Annotated in this window: 18 protein-coding genes and 1 pseudogene; 11 read left to right on the top strand and 8 right to left on the bottom strand. The window is 68.6% G+C overall.

Annotated elements, in window-relative coordinates:
- Positions 1-486: 486 nt before the first annotated feature.
- The 3 genes and pseudogenes from IEY37_RS20450 to IEY37_RS20455 form a co-directional block, all read right to left on the bottom strand.
- Positions 487-3,222 carry a family 78 glycoside hydrolase catalytic domain gene (locus tag IEY37_RS20450; protein WP_188944783.1) on the bottom strand — a complete coding sequence of 912 codons (2,736 nt, stop codon included), beginning with the start codon at positions 3,220-3,222 and terminating at the stop codon, positions 487-489.
- Positions 3,223-3,334: 112 nt separating this feature from the next.
- A pseudogene (locus tag IEY37_RS22950) lies at positions 3,335-3,898 on the bottom strand (glycoside hydrolase family 78 protein); the annotation flags it as partial.
- Positions 3,899-4,352: 454 nt separating this feature from the next.
- Positions 4,353-4,697, bottom strand: coding sequence for a hypothetical protein (locus IEY37_RS20455; protein WP_188944784.1), 345 nt, complete (start codon positions 4,695-4,697; stop codon positions 4,353-4,355).
- A gap of 368 nt (positions 4,698-5,065) precedes the next feature.
- Between IEY37_RS20455 and IEY37_RS20460 the strand changes: the two genes are divergently transcribed.
- The 3 genes from IEY37_RS20460 (at position 5,066) to IEY37_RS20470 (ending at position 7,575) form a co-directional block, all read left to right on the top strand.
- Entirely contained in the window at positions 5,066-5,494 is a 429-nt protein-coding gene (locus IEY37_RS20460; protein WP_188944785.1) for an META domain-containing protein, read from the top strand.
- Between the two features lie 489 nt (positions 5,495-5,983).
- Positions 5,984-6,250, top strand: coding sequence for a hypothetical protein (locus tag IEY37_RS20465; RefSeq protein ID WP_188944786.1), 267 nt, complete (start codon positions 5,984-5,986; stop codon positions 6,248-6,250).
- 173 nt (positions 6,251-6,423) lie between these two features.
- Positions 6,424-7,575 (top strand): hypothetical protein, encoded by a 1,152-nt coding sequence (locus IEY37_RS20470; protein WP_188944787.1) that lies wholly within the window; start codon positions 6,424-6,426, stop codon positions 7,573-7,575.
- Between the two features lie 182 nt (positions 7,576-7,757).
- On the opposite strand, the gene IEY37_RS22610 is transcribed toward IEY37_RS20470, so the two are convergent.
- On the bottom strand, positions 7,758-7,883 hold the full coding sequence (locus IEY37_RS22610; protein ID WP_268238043.1) for a hypothetical protein: 126 nt from the start codon (positions 7,881-7,883) through the stop codon (positions 7,758-7,760).
- Positions 7,884-8,231: 348 nt separating this feature from the next.
- Here IEY37_RS22610 and IEY37_RS20475 point away from each other — a divergent pair, with 348 nt between their 5' ends.
- Together IEY37_RS20475 and IEY37_RS20480 are read left to right on the top strand one after the other, a co-directional pair.
- The gene (locus IEY37_RS20475) at positions 8,232-8,525 is read left to right on the top strand and encodes a hypothetical protein (RefSeq protein ID WP_188944788.1); all 294 of its coding nucleotides are present in this window, start codon (positions 8,232-8,234) and stop codon (positions 8,523-8,525) included.
- Positions 8,526-9,311: 786 nt separating this feature from the next.
- Positions 9,312-9,713, top strand: a complete 402-nt coding sequence (locus IEY37_RS20480) for a hypothetical protein (RefSeq protein ID WP_188944789.1) — start codon at positions 9,312-9,314, stop codon at positions 9,711-9,713.
- Positions 9,714-9,965: 252 nt separating this feature from the next.
- Here the strand turns inward: IEY37_RS20480 and IEY37_RS20485 are convergent, their stop codons facing one another.
- Complete coding sequence (locus IEY37_RS20485) at positions 9,966-10,448, bottom strand: hypothetical protein (protein ID WP_188944790.1); 483 nt, start codon at positions 10,446-10,448, stop codon at positions 9,966-9,968.
- A 125-nt stretch (positions 10,449-10,573) separates the two neighbouring features.
- On the opposite strand from IEY37_RS20485, the gene IEY37_RS20490 reads away from it, so the two are divergent.
- The 5 genes from IEY37_RS20490 (at position 10,574) to IEY37_RS20510 (ending at position 14,366) form a co-directional block, all read left to right on the top strand.
- The gene (locus IEY37_RS20490; RefSeq protein ID WP_188944791.1) at positions 10,574-11,422 is read left to right on the top strand and encodes a Mu transposase C-terminal domain-containing protein; all 849 of its coding nucleotides are present in this window, start codon (positions 10,574-10,576) and stop codon (positions 11,420-11,422) included.
- A 99-nt stretch (positions 11,423-11,521) separates the two neighbouring features.
- Complete coding sequence (locus IEY37_RS20495; protein ID WP_188944792.1) at positions 11,522-12,310, top strand: AAA family ATPase; 789 nt, start codon at positions 11,522-11,524, stop codon at positions 12,308-12,310.
- A 417-nt stretch (positions 12,311-12,727) separates the two neighbouring features.
- Positions 12,728-13,216, top strand: coding sequence for a hypothetical protein (locus IEY37_RS20500; protein ID WP_188944793.1), 489 nt, complete (start codon positions 12,728-12,730; stop codon positions 13,214-13,216).
- 85 nt (positions 13,217-13,301) lie between these two features.
- On the top strand, positions 13,302-13,562 hold the full coding sequence (locus tag IEY37_RS20505; RefSeq protein WP_188944794.1) for a Kelch repeat-containing protein: 261 nt from the start codon (positions 13,302-13,304) through the stop codon (positions 13,560-13,562).
- Positions 13,563-13,598: 36 nt separating this feature from the next.
- The gene (locus IEY37_RS20510; RefSeq protein WP_188944795.1) at positions 13,599-14,366 is read left to right on the top strand and encodes a hypothetical protein; all 768 of its coding nucleotides are present in this window, start codon (positions 13,599-13,601) and stop codon (positions 14,364-14,366) included.
- 120 nt (positions 14,367-14,486) lie between these two features.
- Here IEY37_RS20510 and IEY37_RS20515 read toward each other — a convergent pair whose 3' ends face one another.
- Together IEY37_RS20515 and IEY37_RS20520 are read right to left on the bottom strand one after the other, a co-directional pair.
- A complete protein-coding gene (locus IEY37_RS20515) occupies positions 14,487-14,831 on the bottom strand; it encodes a hypothetical protein (protein ID WP_188944796.1) in 345 nt (114 codons plus the stop codon).
- Positions 14,832-14,981: 150 nt separating this feature from the next.
- A complete protein-coding gene (locus IEY37_RS20520) occupies positions 14,982-15,218 on the bottom strand; it encodes a hypothetical protein (protein ID WP_188944797.1) in 237 nt (78 codons plus the stop codon).
- 56 nt (positions 15,219-15,274) lie between these two features.
- Here IEY37_RS20520 and IEY37_RS20525 point away from each other — a divergent pair, with 56 nt between their 5' ends.
- A complete protein-coding gene (locus IEY37_RS20525) occupies positions 15,275-15,550 on the top strand; it encodes a hypothetical protein (protein WP_188944798.1) in 276 nt (91 codons plus the stop codon).
- Positions 15,551-15,993: 443 nt separating this feature from the next.
- Here IEY37_RS20525 and IEY37_RS20530 read toward each other — a convergent pair whose 3' ends face one another.
- Positions 15,994-16,398: a hypothetical protein gene (locus IEY37_RS20530; protein ID WP_188944799.1), complete on the bottom strand. Its 405-nt coding sequence runs from the start codon at positions 16,396-16,398 to the stop codon at positions 15,994-15,996.
- Positions 16,399-17,420 lie beyond the last annotated feature (1,022 nt).

Consider the following 17,420-nt stretch of genomic DNA (forward strand, 5'->3'; position numbering starts at 1 on the left):
TCATATGCGGTGCAACTACCACACCCGACCCCAACTCGTCCTGACGGTTCCGGACCACCCGCGGCCGCGACGTTGCCCGAGGAAGCACCGACCAGCGCGACGCGTTGAGCAACAACCACTTAGACCCAGCATACCGGCAGACGCTCTGCGGTATCGCGGATCTCGTGACACAGGCCGCAGGATCACGACGACAACGTCGCCGGAACCGTATGGCCTCTCAAACCGCACTTCGCGTCAGCGAGACAGGACGTCCTGTCTGTCCTGCGTTCGAGTCCGGCGCAAACGACCGCCTGGCTCCCACCGATCACTCACGGGTGGCGCCACCGGGCTGCCGTAGCGCGCGGTTCATCTCGGGCAGCGTCGAGCGGGCCTTGCCGGCGGGTTCGGGCATGTTGGGGGGGCGCGATTGAGGCCGCGTATTGGGCTTGGCGCACGCGAGCAGCGCACATCTCCGGTGCGGTGCGGTGAGCCCCGTTTGGAGGTGTGCTAACAGGCGGCGGCGAGTTGTGCGTCGGGGGCGTGGTCGGTGTTTGGGTTGGTGCCAAGGGTGTGGCAGCCGGGTGGGATGTGGTCGATCTGGAGGCCGGTGGGGGTGCGGGTTGCTGGGGTGGGGTGGCCGTCGAGGTAGGCGGTGGTGCCTTGTGGTGTGTCGGGGATGGTGATGCGGGCGGTGGTGTTGCCGGGGACGGCGACGGCGATGTCGGTGTGGCCGTCGTGGGTGTGGAAGGCGGCGCCGATGCGGCCTTTGCCGGTGGGGACGGTGATGTGCGCCCAGGCGAGCGGTCCGGGTTGTGGTGCGAGGTCGAAGGTGGCGAAGCCCGGGGTGGTGGCGGTGATGCCGAATAGGTCGCGGGGTAGCAGGAAGGCCGGTGAGGCGGCCCAGGGGTGGGAGTAGGTGGTGTTGGCTTTGATGCGGGCGTCCCAGACCTCCATGGTGGCGCCTGCGCCTTGGGCGATCATGTTGAGCCAGCCGCGCGGTCCGGGCGAGGTGAACAGTTGCACGGCGACGTCCGGGCGGCCGCCCAGGTAGGCGGCGGGCAGCAGGTAGGCGGCGCAGTAGGTGCTGCAGGCTATGCCGCGGGCGGCGATGGTGGCGGCGACGCCGGCGGCTTGCGCGGGGTCGGCGATGCCCATGGCGACGGCGAAGACGCCGGCTTGGATGGCGTGGTGGTCGACGGGGCTGCGGTCGGGGTGCAGCCCGTCGCGGTAGGTCCGGCGTGTCGGGTCCCACAGCAGCTTGTTGACGGCGGTCTTGATGGCGGCAGCGGTGGCCCGGTCGGCGGCGGCGTCGGCGGGGTGGCCGGTGTCGTCGGCGATGTCGGCCATGTCGAGGTAGGCGCGGTAGCTCAGGGCGTTGACGACGGTGTTGTAAGGGGTGAAGACGTAGCCGTCGCGTTCGGTGGTTGGCCAGTCGACGAGGTCGCAGTCGACGCACGTGCCGACGCCGGTGTTGCCGGTGGTCTTGTGGATCAGCCCGGTGGCCGGTTCGAACCAGGCGGTGGGCAGGATGCCGCGCAGGGTGGCGTAGTCGTAGGCGGACAGCGCGGCGGTGTCGCCGGTCTGTTGGTAGGCCTCGTGCGCGGCGAGGATGGTGTAGAAGGGCCATTCGGTGGGCCAGGTCCGACCGTGCAGGAGCAGGTCGTTGCTGTAGTTCCCGAGGGTCGGGTCGGCCGAGGTGAACAGGCTGCCCAGCAGCTGCAGGTAGTTGTCGGCCTCGTACGGGGCGCGTTCCCGCTCCCAGGAGTCGACGAACAGGTTCTGCCCAGTGACGGCGATGGTGTTGTGCGCCGGCTGCCACACCTGGTTCAGCTGCGGGTCGGAAGAGGCGAAGGTGGCGGCGGTCTCGTCGTACGGGTACAGGTAGGCCATGGCCGGGAAGTTGGGGCGGCCCCACCCGGCGGGGGCGCCGATGACTTCGACGTACCGGAACACGCGAATGCCCCAGGTTTCCAGGTGCTGGGCGCCGGCGCGGAGGGTCCAGACGTCGCGGTAGGTGTTGCCGGCGGCGGTGGCGTACCGGACGGTCCTGGGCGCCGAGACGGTCTGGCCGTAGCGGATATCCAGTTGTTGCCCGGCGGTGCCGGTGATATCCAGTGCCAGTCCGCCGATCCAGGTGCGGCCGTAGTCGATGAAGTAGTGACCGGGCGCCGTCTGTACCACCGATACGGGCAGGCGCAGTTGGCGCTGCACCTTGCCGGTCGGGGTGGCGACCAGTTGGGTGAACGGCGCTTTGGGTTGGGCTTGGGGCCAGCGGGCCGGGTTGAATCGGGGGGTGTCGAAGCCGAGGGGGTAGCCGCGGGCGTTGATGTTCTCGCGGGGTGCGGCGTAGGAGCGGGTGCCGATGCTGCCGCTCTCGGGAAGGGCGCTGCCCCCGGGTTGCGCCTTCCACGCCTGCCCGGTGCCCAGCGTCTGGGTGGTGCCGTCGGCGAACCGCACGACAAGCAGCGCCTGAAACCGTTGATCGGCCACCGTGTACGCCAGCGCGCCCACCGTGTTGCTCGTGCCGGGATGAATCAATCCGGTGACGTCGAAGCCGTCGTATCGGGTCTCGGACCGGATGGACTGTGTCGGGCCGACACCGACGACGCTGCCGTTGACCGACAGTCGGTACACGAACTGCCTGGCCGGCTTGGGGGATGACCCTGTCGCGTACAGGTGCGCCCACGACACCTGTTTGGCAGCCACAGCCAGTTGGCCGCGTAGGAACGCCCAGGTCACCGGGTAAGGGAACGGTCGGGCGCAGGTCCGTCCGGGCCCGATCAGCAGTCGGCCGCCGGTGATTTGGCCGCAGGGGAAGTCCATGGATGCGGTGTCGAAGGTGTTGCTGAAGACGGTGGTGCCGGCCGGGTCGAGGACCGTGACGTCGTCGAACCATGCCGATTCGGTGCGTCCGGTACGGAACCCGATGCCGCCGGCGGTGAAAGTGGCGTCGGTGCTGCGGTCGACCAGCCGACCGTTCAAGTAGGTCTTGATCGCCGACCCGGTGGTCACGATCGAAAACCGGTAGCTGGTTCCGGTGACCAGCCGCACCGGCAGCCGCAGCGTCTTAAGCACCGTAAACCGCCCCCGGACGGTGCGGTGGGTCACCAAGGTGTTGACGCCGCCGCCACGGAACTGCCACATCAAGAAGTCGGCGGAGTCCTTCACCCGGAACGCCACCGAAGCGTTGCCGGCACGGATGGCAAAGGTGCCGTTGACCGTGTAGTCCGCCGGGGAGGTCACCGGCGCCCAAATCGGCGAGGAACCGGCCCATGTCGACCCCGGCGCAGTCCCGAAGTGTGCGGGCGCCGACCAGACCGACGGATCCTGGCTCGGGGAGCCGTCCGCCCCGGCCGTTCCACACCCGGACCCGCCAGAAGTAGCCGGCCGCCCGATCCAACGCCGGACCGGCGTACCGGACGTTGCTGCTGTCCGCCGACGCCCGCGGACCCGAATCCCACACGTCAGCTCCAGCAGCGAGCTCCGCTGCGGAACCCGCCAGCTGCACCTGGTAGGCCACCTGCATGCCCGTGGCCAACTGCCACCCGAACTGCGGACTCGCCGAACCATCCACATCCACCGGACCGGGCAGGCTATTGACGGTCAGCACGGTAGGAGTCGGGACTGTCGCTGCGGCCGCAGCGGACGGGGGCGACGCCACCAGGACGGTTGCCCCAGCCACGACCAGACACACAGCACCGGCCAGCGCACGACGAACCCACCACACAGGTGCCCCCACAACAGCGTGCGTCCGCGGACACCGGACAACCCGGCACCCCCCCACGATGAGTGATCGTCGCAGGGCGACACCCGTCTTCGCGTGCGCATCACTCGCTTCGATCCAGCGACAACCGCATCGAGTGGCTTGCCACGCTCCTGGCCGCTCGGACGCAGCCCACCCCCCGCGGCAGACAGTCACGCCGCGCCTGGTGTCAGCGGCCGAATGAACCGAGCTGGCGCTGCCGCCGTCCGCGAGCTGCTCGCCTCACGCTTCCCGCCGGCCGGACCGCCGCTGAGCGGACAACTGAAGAAGGCTGTCTCGACGCGAGCTGTTAGGTACAGCGGTAAGCGGTAAGCGGCCCACGTCCGCAGCGGTAGTCGGTGTACCGGTCGAGGTGGCGAGTGCTGCGGGTCTTTCTGGTCAACTGATACCGCGGGTCGGGGACCGAGGCACCAGCGGCTCGGTTCGCGCGGGTGAAACGCCGCGGTTCTACGCCACATAGCCCAGAGGACGCTCAAGATCGGGTCGGGACGGGGCTCGTCGGGGCCGGCGCCACCGGTGCAGGGCGGACCAGCGCAGGGGTAGCGAAAACAGGGTGACGGGCGGAGCGTCGACAGCCGCGGTACTTGGCCCGCCGGTGACTGCTGCGGCCCTACGGTCCCGTGCGCCGTCGTTGTCGTTGCCATCCGAAGTCCGCCCAGCGGGTTGCCATGCTCATGCTGGGGATCATGGCGCCGAACGCCAGCCATCCGACGCTGTCAGCGGTGAACCAGAAGGTCACGGCGGTGACGACCGCGCAGGCAGCAATCACCGTGAGGACCTTGAGCCCGACAGGCGCTCGCGGCCCCGAGGGTGCCGTAGGCCGGTGGCTTAAGACCCACAACGCCACCACGCCGGCGGCCACGCTGACCAGGCCAGCCGCGGCCAACAGGGTTCCGAAGGCGTTCCACCGAGACAGCCTCAGCGGCAGCAGCGGCAGGGTCAGCCCCAGCGCCACGTACCAGGTAGCTCCAGCCGGGAACCGCTGATCACCCACCACGGGCGGTAGGCCGTCGAGTCGGTGGACGTCACGGCCACACGGTATGCCCCGACCGGCATTTGCAATTTGCGGTTCCAACGCGTTTCCGTCCTTGGCCGCCATCGTCGGCGCCGTGTCACCCGAGAACTCGGCCGAAGCGGCAGCGCTCAAGAAGGAGGCTGATTGCTCGCGCGCGTGCACGCTCGCGGCGAGCCGTTGCCTCCTGGGGGCGTGCAGCGGCATCGTTACCCGTCATGGCCGCGAGACAGGACGCCGCGCGACGTGGGAAGAGACTGAACCTGTCCGGCAGTCGGCTGCCCGGCCGGGCGTGGGCGGCTACAGCGGCGGTGCTGGCTCTCGTCATCGTCGGCGCAGCGTGGGCGGTGCAGTGGCAGCAGCGGACCGAGAATCAAGACCGGATTGAGCAACAACTGGTTGGAGTGAGCTGGCACTTGACCGACGTGTCCTCCGGCGACCAGCACGCGCAGGTACCCACCGGCCAACGTTTGGAGTTGAAGCTTGATGCCGACGGCACAGCAGTCCTCGAGAAGTGCGCCGCCACCACCGGGCAATGGCAGGCCACCAACGACGGCTTTGAGCTTATCGACCCGCAGACCATGAACATAGCCTGCCAGTCCCTGACGCCGCAGACCCAACCATCCGTCGACGAGGCGCTGCAGCAGGTCGCCGCAGCACCTGTTGCTGCCGCCAGACACGCAGACAGCCTGACCGTCCACGCGGGCCGGTTCATCCTCACATTCGCCGCGGCGCGGTGAGCTGCACTCCACCGACCATCGGCCGCGCAGGTGCGCATGTCGGGTCGGACCGTCTGAGGTGCTGTTGCGGGCCGTGTTCCGGGCGGTGTAGCCGCAGCCGCACCCTGATAGGCGACTGCATCGCCAGAAGCGGGCATCGCGGTGGGCCGCGCGGATCCGGCGACGGCGGGCAAGGCCGCGTCGGTAGGTCGTTGACCGACGTTGCCGCGGCGTCTACTTCGGCCAGGCTCGAGCCGCCACCACGGGAGACTTCCTATACCGGCTGAGCTGGCCCCGGGCCCCGCGCGAGCGGTTGGCCGGCGTGTCACCGGCAACGCCCCAGACGCATTCACTGAGCGATGGTCCCTGCGCTGCATGTGCCCCCACGTCCACGACAAATCGCTAGGGCGCCGGGGTGCTATGCCTGTGGCTGTGGACACCTCGCGGACCCCGCCGGAGGAACCATCTGGTAGTGGCGAGGACCGGCCGCAGTTGACGCGGTGGGGCCGCGTGGCTGGACGCCTCGATCCCGAAGTTTCGCGGTGGGCGCGCAACGGGGTGTATCGGGCGATGCACGGGCGGCCGATCGCTCAGGCTGTGTGGTACTTCTTCGTGGCCGCGGTCGGCGCCACGGTGATCGTCATCGCGATCATCCACCGCGGTGACCAGTCCACCGTCCGGCTGATCGGCGGCTGTCTCGCGTTCGGCGCGGTCGTTGCGGTGGCCCTCGTGATGGGCGCCGCGGCCATCAGCCGGCACCGCCACCGGAAACACTGACCCGGTCCACTGGTTGCCCGTCAAGGCATGCCGCCTGTCGGCGACCGCCGCAGTGCCGGGTCGAAGCGTTTGACGGTTGGCCGGTGCAACCTGGACGTCGGCGGCGCCGTCCTGAAGGTGTTGCGTGGGGGCAGGGAGGCGCTGTGCGGGGCTGGTCCGCGGGTGGTGGGGTGATGGCCGCCGTCCTGATAGCAGCCGCCATCTTGTCCGGATGCACGTCGTCCCCCGCGGGCTCCTCGCCGGCCTGGGCGTCCACGACGACCGCGGTGCGGCCGACGTTCTCGGCCGGCGTGCAGTCCACCGGATCCTCCGGTGAGCCGCCTTCCAGCACGGCGGCCGTCGTCAGCGCCGCCAGCGACGGCGCGAATCCGACCGACGCCACATCAGCGCACGCAGCGCCGACCGTGGACAAGCGGCTGCTGGGTGTGCACTGGCTGCTCCTGTCGGTCCGCACTGCATCCTCGAAGGCGCCAACGGCTACCGCCCGCTTCCCGCAAGCTGCCGTCGAGTTCACCGCCACGTACCTGGCCTATGACCTGTACTGCTCCGGGGCCCTGCACACCTACACCGCGACCGCCGGACAGTTCACGCCCGGCCCCGCGCTGGACACGATCGCACATGGCTGCGGCCCCGAGGAGTCGGGCCCCGGTCCCGACGCGATCACCGCGCTCGCGCAGTCGGCGACGCCGGTGCAATACACGGTGACCGCCCGCACGCTGACCATGACCACGGCCACCGCGACGCTGGTGTTCGGCAACAACGGCCGCGCCGTCCTCTACGAGTACTGGCCGCAGCTGTACCCGAACAGCGACCTGGCCGCGTGGGTGTCTGAGCCCGCCACACCGCTGTTCCCGGTGTCCTACCGCCGCCCGCAGCAGTGGCAGCTCTACCCGTTCCACAAGACCTTCCCCGACCTGAGAATCGCCGGCTACTTGAGCACCGACCCGCTACACAACCCCTGCACCCCCGGACACATACGCAGCACCCAGGACCACTGCGGCCCACCCATCCACCAGTTGGCGGGAGACGGAGTCCTGATCACCCTGGGCGGTCCCATCGACGTCCACGACGGATCCGCAGCCGACAGCGTCGACACCGCCAACACCACCGTCGCCGGGTGGCCCGCGCACCTCACCGACCGCCGCGCCACCGGCGACTGCACCGCCATCGGCGGCAACCGCGAAATCGTCGTCCACACCACCTCCGACCCCACCGTGAGCCACCCACTCATCCAAATCAGCGCCTGCATCAAAGGCCCCTACCCGGACCAGGTCGACCACACCTTCCGGCAGCTGGTCAAGACCATCACCTACCACCGGCACTGACCGGCCGGTCTGCCTGGGCTCGGCCCGGGCGACTGCCAGGTCCTCCTGGTCCAGCAATGCTCCTTGCAGCGGCGATCCCGGGTGTCCGGGCGACCGGTGCCGTGACGTTGCGCAGCCGTTGCGCGGCGACCACGATCGATGGGGGTCCGCGGCCCGCGGTTTCGCAGGTGCCGTTTGCACCGTCAGTACCGCTGCGCCCACCACTGGGCGACATACAGCGGTGTGACCGCGCCGAGGAACGCCAGAGCGAAGGTGTGCGTGTGCAGCCAGCCAGCGGTGAACGAGGCGGCCACCACCACGGCACCCACGGTCGCAACGCGAAGACCGACGGGCACGTGACTCCAGCTCATTGGTCGACGTCCCCGCATCAGCCCAACCAACAGACAGCCGAGTGCCCAACCACCGAGGGCGACGCTGACCACAACGGTGGGCCAGTACCCGAGAACCTTGGTGGTGGACCACAGGCAAAAGATGAGCGCCGAAGCCCCGAGCACTCGTAGTGCGGCCGGCTCGGGCGCCGTCCACACCGACGCCCGACGCGGCCCGGCAGGTGCGGGTCGATCCGCCGTCATCAATAACTTCCGTCCCTGAGGTGCTGCGCAGCCCAACTACGCTGACCGTGGTCTCTAGCGGGACGGCACAGCGAGGAGTCGGGCATGTGGCTGGACGACTTCGGAGAGTACGACCAGGAGCCGCCGCGCTGGGCGCAAACGTTCGTGTATCGGTTCTTCAAGACGCGGCCCCGGTCGCTGGCCGTGCTGCTGTTCGTCTTCCCCCTGGTCTGCTACAGCTTCGTGGTCATCGCTTTGATCCTCGGCACCAGATTCGAGTCGCTCGCTCAACTCGTCGGGGGATGCATCGCCTCCGCGGCGTTCGGCACCTTCACCCTGCTTCTGGCCATCGGCAACGTTCGGCGCACCTTCTGGCCGCAGCGTCGCCGTCATCGGTGACGGAGCGAGGTGGCGACCCCGCCGGGCCGGTGAGCAAGCCGGCGCCTGGTCGCCGTCCGCACCCCGGTTGACCGGCACAGTCGCAGGCGAATCCACCGGCCAGGAACCAACCTTGTCGTGCTCAGCGTCGGCGGCCGCAGTGGCGACGTCCCAGCGAACCGCCGCCTGCGCGGGCAGCCGGTTGCTGCCCACGTCCCGGCGACGCGGCAGATATGACCGGCCAACCCTAGGCACCGCTGGGTGGCCCGGTGGGCGAACCGGGCCGGTGTCCCGCTTCAGTGTGATCTGGCAAGCAACCTGCTGGTGTGTCGCTTCCGTCCAGAGGGTCAGATGTCGCACGGGTCGGGTGGTGGGGTGGTGGCTGTGTTGCGGTCGCTGGTTGGTCGTTGGGTCACGGCTGCCGCTGCGGCGGTTGCTGTCCTGGTGTCGGGGTGCACGTCCGCGTCGCCGACGGCCCTTTCCAGCACGGTGTCCGCTCCATCCGGTAGTGCTGCTGCGTCGGGGCTGACGGACGGCACGACCTCGCCTAAAGTGCAGGGCGCTGCGGGTGCCGCTACCGGTACCGCTACCGATAGCGGTGGTGCCGCCTCGGACCGTTCACCGACCGAGTCGTGGTCCTCGGTGGGGCCTTCGGCGTCGGACGGTCGTGCCGGTCGCCCGACGGCGACCAGTGCGTCCGGTACTGCGCCGGCGTCGACGGTGCTGCAGCCGGCTGTCGCGTGCCGAGGCAGGACCAGCGATGTCGCGGTCCTGCCGTTCTTGTATGCCGGTGGCGATCACCACCCGGTGATCTCCATCTTCACCGCCGGTGGTGTACCCGGCCGCGGGGTTCTGTGCCGCACCGGTTGGGGAGGCCTGGATCCGGTCGAGGCCGTTGCGCCCGTGGAGGGGCCGCTGCCGTATGTGCAGCTGCAGGCGATGCCGCCGCACCCGCGCAGCGTGGCCGGGGAGAACTTCGTGTGGGGTGCCGTCCCGCCCGACGTCCGCCTCCTCGTGTTCGCTTTCCGGGCCGGCGGCACCCCGCGAGCCGTGCCCGGCACCTACCCGGGCACCAGCCTGGGCAACGGCTGGCGCAGCTTCGTCGCCGTTGTGGGCGATGGAGACGTCGACAAGCGCATGGTCGTGACGGCCTACAACGGCACCGGCGCCGTCGTCGGCACCCGCACACTCCAGCCACCCAACCGCTGATATTTGCTGGTCGCCGGCAGGATCACGCGATTGAGGGGAACCGCCACGCCGAGGGGCGACGACGGGCTTATAGGACGGCCACATTGTCCGAAGCAATCGAAGACCTGACCAACGCTGGGGGCAGAGCCGCGCGGCTGACCTGGTCTGCACGGTCAACGGGGACGCCAGCAGACCACATCCGGTGACTGTGCCCGCTGGTCGACACCGACGCGAGGATCGCCAGAACTGTGACAGGGCAGTCGCTGACGTGGGTCACTCGAGTTCGACCGGATCGACCGTTGCTTCAGAATCGTTGTGGGAGCTGACGTCTTCGGGGTGGTGTTCTCGCGCGAAGAACCGGTCCCACCACAGTGTCATCCCGAAGGCGAGGTACCCGCCGATGCCGGCACGGTCGGTGACGTCGGCGGTGCGCGGCCCGAGCAGCCACAGCAGCAGCGCCGCCGCAGCCAGGACCAGGACCACCGCTGTCGCGACCGGTAGCGTCTTCGGCGGCGTCCGCAGGATTTGGCGCCTCCACTGCGGCCGCCACAAGAGCCCGATGAGCGTGAGCGCCGCGGCAGCACCGATGACGCCCAGGGCACCGACAACGAGCGCTTCGCTCAGCCGCCACCGTTGGCCAGGGTCGGGCAACTCGAGAACGATCACCCCGCAGCAGGTGGCCAGGTACAGCGCCGCGGTCGACGGGGTCCTACCTACCAACCACCACGGATAAGACCGCGGCGCCACCTGCCTCACGCCGGCACCGTACGTCGGCTTGCTCGGATTCCGCGCCGACCGCGCAGTCGGTCACTCGATCGTGGCCGAACCACCGGATGCCGGTCCCGACGCCCGGCCATAGAGTGTTGCCAAGTATTTTGGCGTTGACGGTCATTTTGGACGACCACTCACGGGCGGTCGCCGGATACACCGTGTTCCTGGGCAGCCCGACCGCGGTGCAGACCGCGTTGGCCCTGCGACAGGCGATCTGGCGCAAGACCGATCCGCGGTGGCCGGTGTGCAGGATCCCGGTGACGCTGTACTCCGACCACGGCGCCGACTTCACCAGCACCCACATCGTCCAGGTGTGCGCTGACCTGCGGATGCAGCTGATCCACTTCACCCCCGGGGTCCCTCGCGGCCGCGGAAAAGGGGAGCGGTCCTTCGGGACCGTCACCACCGAGCTGCTGCCCACCCTGCCTGGGCACATCCCGGCGGGCAACCACGGCCGGCCCGTCACCCCGCCGGTGTTGACGCTGACGCAACCGGACGAGGCAGTCGGGGAGTGGGCCGTCGGCACCTATCTGCAACGACGGCACCCCGAAACGCAGCAACCTCCGGCGCAACGGTGGACAGCGGGGGGTTGGCTGCCGCGCATGCCGGAGTCGTTGGAAGCATTGAGTCTGCTGCTGCTGACCGTGCGGACCCCGCGGAAGGTGCAACGTGACGGGATCCACCTGCACGGGCTGCGGTACTTCGCCACCACTCTGGCGCCCTACATCGGGGAGGCGGTGACTATCCGGTACTACTCAAGGGATCTGGCCGAGATCCGGGTGTATCACCGAGATACGTTCCTGTGCCGGGCCGTCGCCCCGGACATCGCCGCCGCCACCATCTCCATGCAGGACCTGCAAACTGCCCGCAACGAACGCCGCCGGGAGTTGCGCGCACACCTCACCGCCCGCCGCAGCCTGGCCGAGCTGCTCAATGAACCACGCCCGGGCAACCCGTAAGTCAGACGCCGACGAGCCGGTCGCCGCGCAGGCGACCACGGCGCCCCGTCTGAAGTTGTACCGCGAAGACTGAACCCACCAGCGGAAGGTGCAGCGCCGATGGCAGAGCAGGTTGAGTGGGTTCCTCGCTCCCGCCCGCCTCGCCGGCTCGTCGACTTCCAGGTCACCAAGCAGCACCGCCGGTTCGTGGAGTTCGCCGACGCTGTCCGCCAACACCGTTACATCGGCGCCTGCTACGGCGCCCCCGGCCTGGGTGAGACCCTCTCGGCCCGCACCTACGCCGCCGCCGACGACTACGACGAATGGGAGCGCGACCGGTACAGCCGCGGCGGCGTCGTACGGGCCTCGCTGGTCGCCAGCCGCACCCTGTTCTACACACCCTTGGTGCACGTCACCGGCCGACGACTCCACCTTGAGGTCGACATGTTCGCCGGCTCGCTCAGCGCCGACATCAACAGGGCCCTCAACCCGAACTGCCAACCCGACATCGACGAGTTCATCGACATCCCGTATTTCACCGAGCTGATCATCATCGACGAGGCCGACCGGCTCAAAACCAACGCCCTCGAGCAGCTCCGCGACTTCTTCGACCGCAACGACGTCGGACTGATCCTCATCGGCATGCCCGGATTCGAACGGCAACTCGCCCGCTACCCACAGCTCTACAGCCGTATCGGCTTCGCCCACCAATACCGGCCCATAGACCCCGAAGACGTCCCCACAGTCCTGGCCCACTACTGGGAACACCTCGGCCCCACCTACCACCCCGCCCGACCCCATCGACACCGAAGCAGCCAACGCGATCACCACCATCACCGGCGGCAACTTCCGCCTCATCGAACGGCTCATGACACAGATCGCCCGCGTCATGGCCATCAACGGACTTGACACCCTCGCGCCCGAAGCCGTCCACGCCGCCCGACAGATGCTCGTCGTGGGCACCTAGCACGCCAAACAACGTGGCGAAACGACGCCAGATAATGTGGCTATTCACAGGACTGGGGATCTTCGTCGCGCGACCCTTGCCTGGTCCGTTCCGTCTTGGTCGTCGTGAGGGTTCGTGCGTGGGCGATGGCCGCAGGCTTGCTCCTTGCCGGGTGCACCGGCCGGGCCGGACCTGCTCCTGCCAGCCACGCGAGCACGGATGCGGCCAGGCGAGAGTCGACGGTGTTGCCGCTGCCGACAGCCTCAGAGACGGCGCCGTCGGTCGCCGCGACCGCGACGACGTCCGAGCCTTCGATGTCCACGACGGTGAGGACGCTTCCCACGTCCGAGTGGGAGAGCCGGGCGACAGGGCAGACTTCGATGGTAGCCACGCTTCTCGGCCGGCTCACCGTGGACCCGCAAGGCTGTTTCCACATCGGGACCGGCCCTGGCAGCGACGTGCTGTGGCCACGCGGCTTCACCGCCCGGCAACCGCTGAGCGGACCAGCTGAGGTCGTCGACCCCGACGGGGAGGTTGCCGCCCGAGTCGGCGACATCATCTCCACCGGTGGCGGCTACGCTCCCGCGGCTCCGCAACCGCCGTGCACCAACGACCGACCATGGCACATCAACTCCGCCATCACGGTGATCAGCAGCAAATACCCCATCAGCCAACCCGGAGCCGACGCGCCCGCAACGCCGCGAACGACCGACCCGCCACCGGCCCTGCACACCGCACCGACCGACAGTGCCCTTCCACAACACGGCGCCGGCCCGACCGACCAGGTGACCGCCTCCGCGCCACCTGTCCCGACGGATACCGGGGTGTCTTCGCCCCGTCCGTCGAGCATTGCTGGGTCGACCGGCTGACGGTACGGCGGTGGCCGCGGCGGACTTGGCTTCCGAAAGGTGGTCGAGGCTGCCGGCGGCGCCGATCCGGGGCAGGTCCGGCGCGGTGACCGCGTGGACCGGCGCGCAGATGCTGGTGTGGGGTGGCTGGGACCCGACGGTGCAGGCCATGTCGGCGATGGCCGACGGTGCCTCCTTCGACCCGGCGACCGGCCAGTGGCAGCTGCTGCCCCAGTCCCCGTTGACCGCCAGAGCCTCGGCGCTGTCAGTGTGGACCGGAACGCAGCTGCTGATCTGGGGCGGACAGAGCGGCTTCGGCGAGCCCCTGAACGACGGCGCCGCCTACACCCCCGCGACCGGCACCTGATCCAGGCTTCCGGCCGCCCCGGGTGGGCCCGGGCGGGTGGGCTCCCGAGCGCTGGTCTGGACCGGCAGCGCCGCTGTGCTGCTGACCGGCGATGCCGCCCTGTCGGCGGCCAGCAACGTCCACGCCCGGCTGCTGCGCCCCGGCGACACGGCATGGACGAGCCTTCCGACCCTGCAGCTACCCGCCGGGCACCCCATGGAGCGGCTCACCGCCGTCGCTGCCGGCGACCACGTGTGGGTCTGGTCCAAGTGGTCGCTCACCACCGTCACGGCACGCAACAACACCGGCGAGGCCACCAGCTTCGACAGCACCTTCGGTATCGACGTCTTCCGGCTCGACCCACAGGCGCACCAGTGGCAGCCCGTCGACCTGAACCTGGCCTCCGGTCAGGGCATGTCGCAGCCGTGGTGGACCGGCACCCAGATCCTCATCCCGGCCGGGCCGCCGTGGTGGGGTCCCACCGGCCGCGGACCCGCCCCCCGGAGCCTGCACGGCCTCACCCTCGACGCCGCCACCGGCCGCACCACCCCCATGCCACACGGACCGGTCGACGACCTCCAACCGGACTACCTGTGGACCGGCAGTTTGCTGATCGGCGTCGGCCCCGCTGCTGCTGCCTGGGATCCCAAAAGCCGCGCCTGGACAACACTGCCGCCGCCACCGAACGTCGCTGAATTCAGCCCGGCCATGGTGTGGACCGGACACCAACTCATCGTCTGGGGCCAGACCCACCCCACCAAGGCCACCGCAACACCCACACCAGCGGTCGCCGGCGGCATCGTCCTCACCCCCCAACACGGATGAACCGCACCGCGCCGTGGACCCGCGTCGCCACCGCCTTGCCCGGGGTTTATCTCGCGGGCCGGGTAGGCGACGACGACGGCTGCAGCGCGGCTCGTGCAACGCAGCAGCCTGACTCGCCCGTCACGTTGCGAAGACCATGAAGCGGAGGTGCTGCGTGCCTGGACGGCTGCGGCCCGCCACAGCAGCGGCTGCGGTCGTCGCCGTGGCGCTGTTCGTGCCGTCGTGCACGAGCGGCAGCGGGACGCTGCCTTCCGATGTCACGTCGGTGTTGTCGGCCACCTCAACCGGTTCGGCCTGGTCAACGGCGCAGGCGGCTTCCTCCACGGTCGTCGACAGCCGTCCGCCCCGGTACGGCCAGATGCCGACCACGCCGCGGCCGACGTCCGTGCCGGTGTGCGGGGCGGCGCTACCGGAACTGGCCCCTGAGCCGCCGGATGCCATGCCGGCGCCGGACACCTGCGTCATCCCACCGAGCCGAGGCGCCCCGAGCCCGGTCTGCGAGGGTCGGCCCACTGTTGTGGTCGACGCCGGGCGGACCTTCGCGACGTCGACCACGATCAACGCCGTCGAGGCGCACGGCGGGGTGCATGGTGGTTTCGGTCGGTGAGGCGGCCGTCACGGGGACCCCATGTGCTTCACCTCGCTGATCGACCACTCCGTGCTGCTCGCCAACGGCGACGAGGTGGTGCTGGTGGAACACGCCACCAGCCCGTTGGTGTACGCCGCCCGTACCCAACTGGCGCGTAGCGACGCGGTGTGGGGCGCGACCCGGGCCGCGGTCGTCCGGCTGGCGATCCGCGATTCCGCCCGCCCGGACGGGTTCACCGTCACGCCCGTGCAGGCGTCCGACACGGTTCCAGCCGCTTGTCGCATTTCAAGTGACGGCGGCGCAACGCGACCTGCCGGCGATGCCGCCTCTTGTCCTGTGGCTCTGGGCGAACGTGCTGTGGTCCGAGCAGGACATGCTCGTCGGGTCCACGCAGAGCTTCATCCACGCCGCACGACGCGCGGGCTGGGACGACGACCAGATCCACCACATCTTGGGCATCGACTTCCTCGGCATCGGGGAGCACATCACCGTGCCGCAGTACGAGACGCGACTGCGCGAAGACATGCAGCGGCTTCGATCGAGGCGGAACGAAGCGCTCAAGTACGCGCCACCCGACCTGCTGCGAGAAGGCTAACCTCCACGGTCAACTGCCGTACTGCTCGGGTATCGGATACTCGACCTGCATCCGCTGATCCGGCGGCTGGAGCGCGATCGCTACCAGCTCATCCTGCCGGTGGCGCACGACTGGGCCGCTCCACACCGCCGGTAGTCGTGTGCGGCTACGGAGGGGCGGCGCCGAGCTCGGCGATCGTCAGCGACGCCCGGTCGGTGCCGGGGGCGCGGCGACGACGGGTAGGGGACAGACGCCAAGTCGTGCAGCCACCACGCTCACGCCGTCTCTCCAGTTCCGGTGACGCACAATTCGCACGGCCAACGTCCCGGCTACCAGCTTCGGCTGGTGTGCTCTCGCCGCACGCCGACTTCATCGTGGGATAAGCTGGCGACATCGGTGCTGTCCCGCTTGGCGACAGTCGAGCTGATCGTTCGGGATGGAAGCACAAGCTGCACGCTTGGAAGCTAGGGGCCACCTGTGACAGTAATAGTCAGCACCACCGTTGATGGGAGCTGCTCGATCGGTTGGTCAACCCACATCACTGCTTCGCCGATCAAGGCACCACGCTCGTCTCGGCCAGACCACGTCGTCTGGGTATGTGCGGGCATCCGTTCCGAGGTGTCCTGGTTCTCAACGATCACGGTCAGGTGGTCGGCCACTGGATCGCGGGGATAGATGGTTCCACCGTCGAATTCGATCCGCGCAACGTCCGGACGACGCGTCCTTAACGAGCATCGGAAGAACAGTCCTTCCGGACTGACCCTGACTTCATCGACGAAGACCGCGGAGTCGTCGTTACGGTTTGAGGCTTCGACGTGCAACGGCAGTCGCGTCCAAGCAACTTTCGGGTAGCTGTTGGGAACCGTCATTACGGGTACCTGCATGCATTGCTGGGCTTTGCGTTGCACTTTGCGTCATTGTTCTTGGCGCCGTCGGGGGTGTAGCTGCGGTACCTGTTCATGTAGACCCACAACGTCACGGCGAGGGTCATGTATTTGCCATTTGTCGCAGGACTGTTCCGCAAGTAGTCGACGTGGCTTGTGCTGATGTCCTGCGTGTCCCCGTCGCCGGACCCAACTCCACCCGAGGTGATCGACCATAGGTGAAGGTGCTTGTTGCCGAAATTGCCAGAATTCGACGAGTACACTGTTGTACTGCTGAAGGTTGAGGAGTATGCGTTGGGGTCAATTCGTAGGCGCGTGGTGACGCGGTCCGTGTCCGCTGCGCAGCCGCTGGGCGTACAGAAGTGCGCTGCAACGATTAGTCGCATGTCCTACCAGTAGGTTCGTCCGGAACCGACAAGACCGCGGACAGGGAAGTTGTTCGGATCCCGGCCATCCACTGCCGCCGCTCGGACTAGTTGGGTGTTTTCCACGTACTGCGCAGTGCTCTTGGCCGGCGAGGCGGTTTGCTGCTGCTCCCTTACTGCACGGACTGCTCTATCGACAGCGGCTAACTGTTGTCGAGGCGAGCTCGTCACGGGTAGGCCCTTCACACCTTCGAGTGCACGTCCTGCACTGGTTGTGTTCCTCCAAGCCAGGAGTAGTCGCCGCGCCGCCTCACCGTCCGGGGTGTTGAGCGTCGCGGCTTTGCTCAACGAATCTAGATCGCTTTCTTCACCTGCCCGGACGACGAACACTGTGGGCCTGCGGTGACGCTCACGACTTGTTGAGCCGATGCCGCAGTCGCAACGACCAACGGACCCAGTAGAGCAAGAGCCAAGGCGCTGGCGGTGCGTATCCCCACTCGACTCTTCACCCGTGTCCCCCGGTCGGCTGCTGATCATCTGCGCTTACCGCGACTCTGGCACCCCAGGACGCGGAGCGCTAGGTGTACTGCCCAGGGAGGTTGGTTGAGGTTGTGTAGCGACACGGTGTGATCTGCGGGGTTG

This window comes from Nakamurella endophytica, assembly GCF_014646215.1.
Lineage (GTDB): Bacteria > Actinomycetota > Actinomycetes > Mycobacteriales > Nakamurellaceae > Nakamurella > Nakamurella endophytica.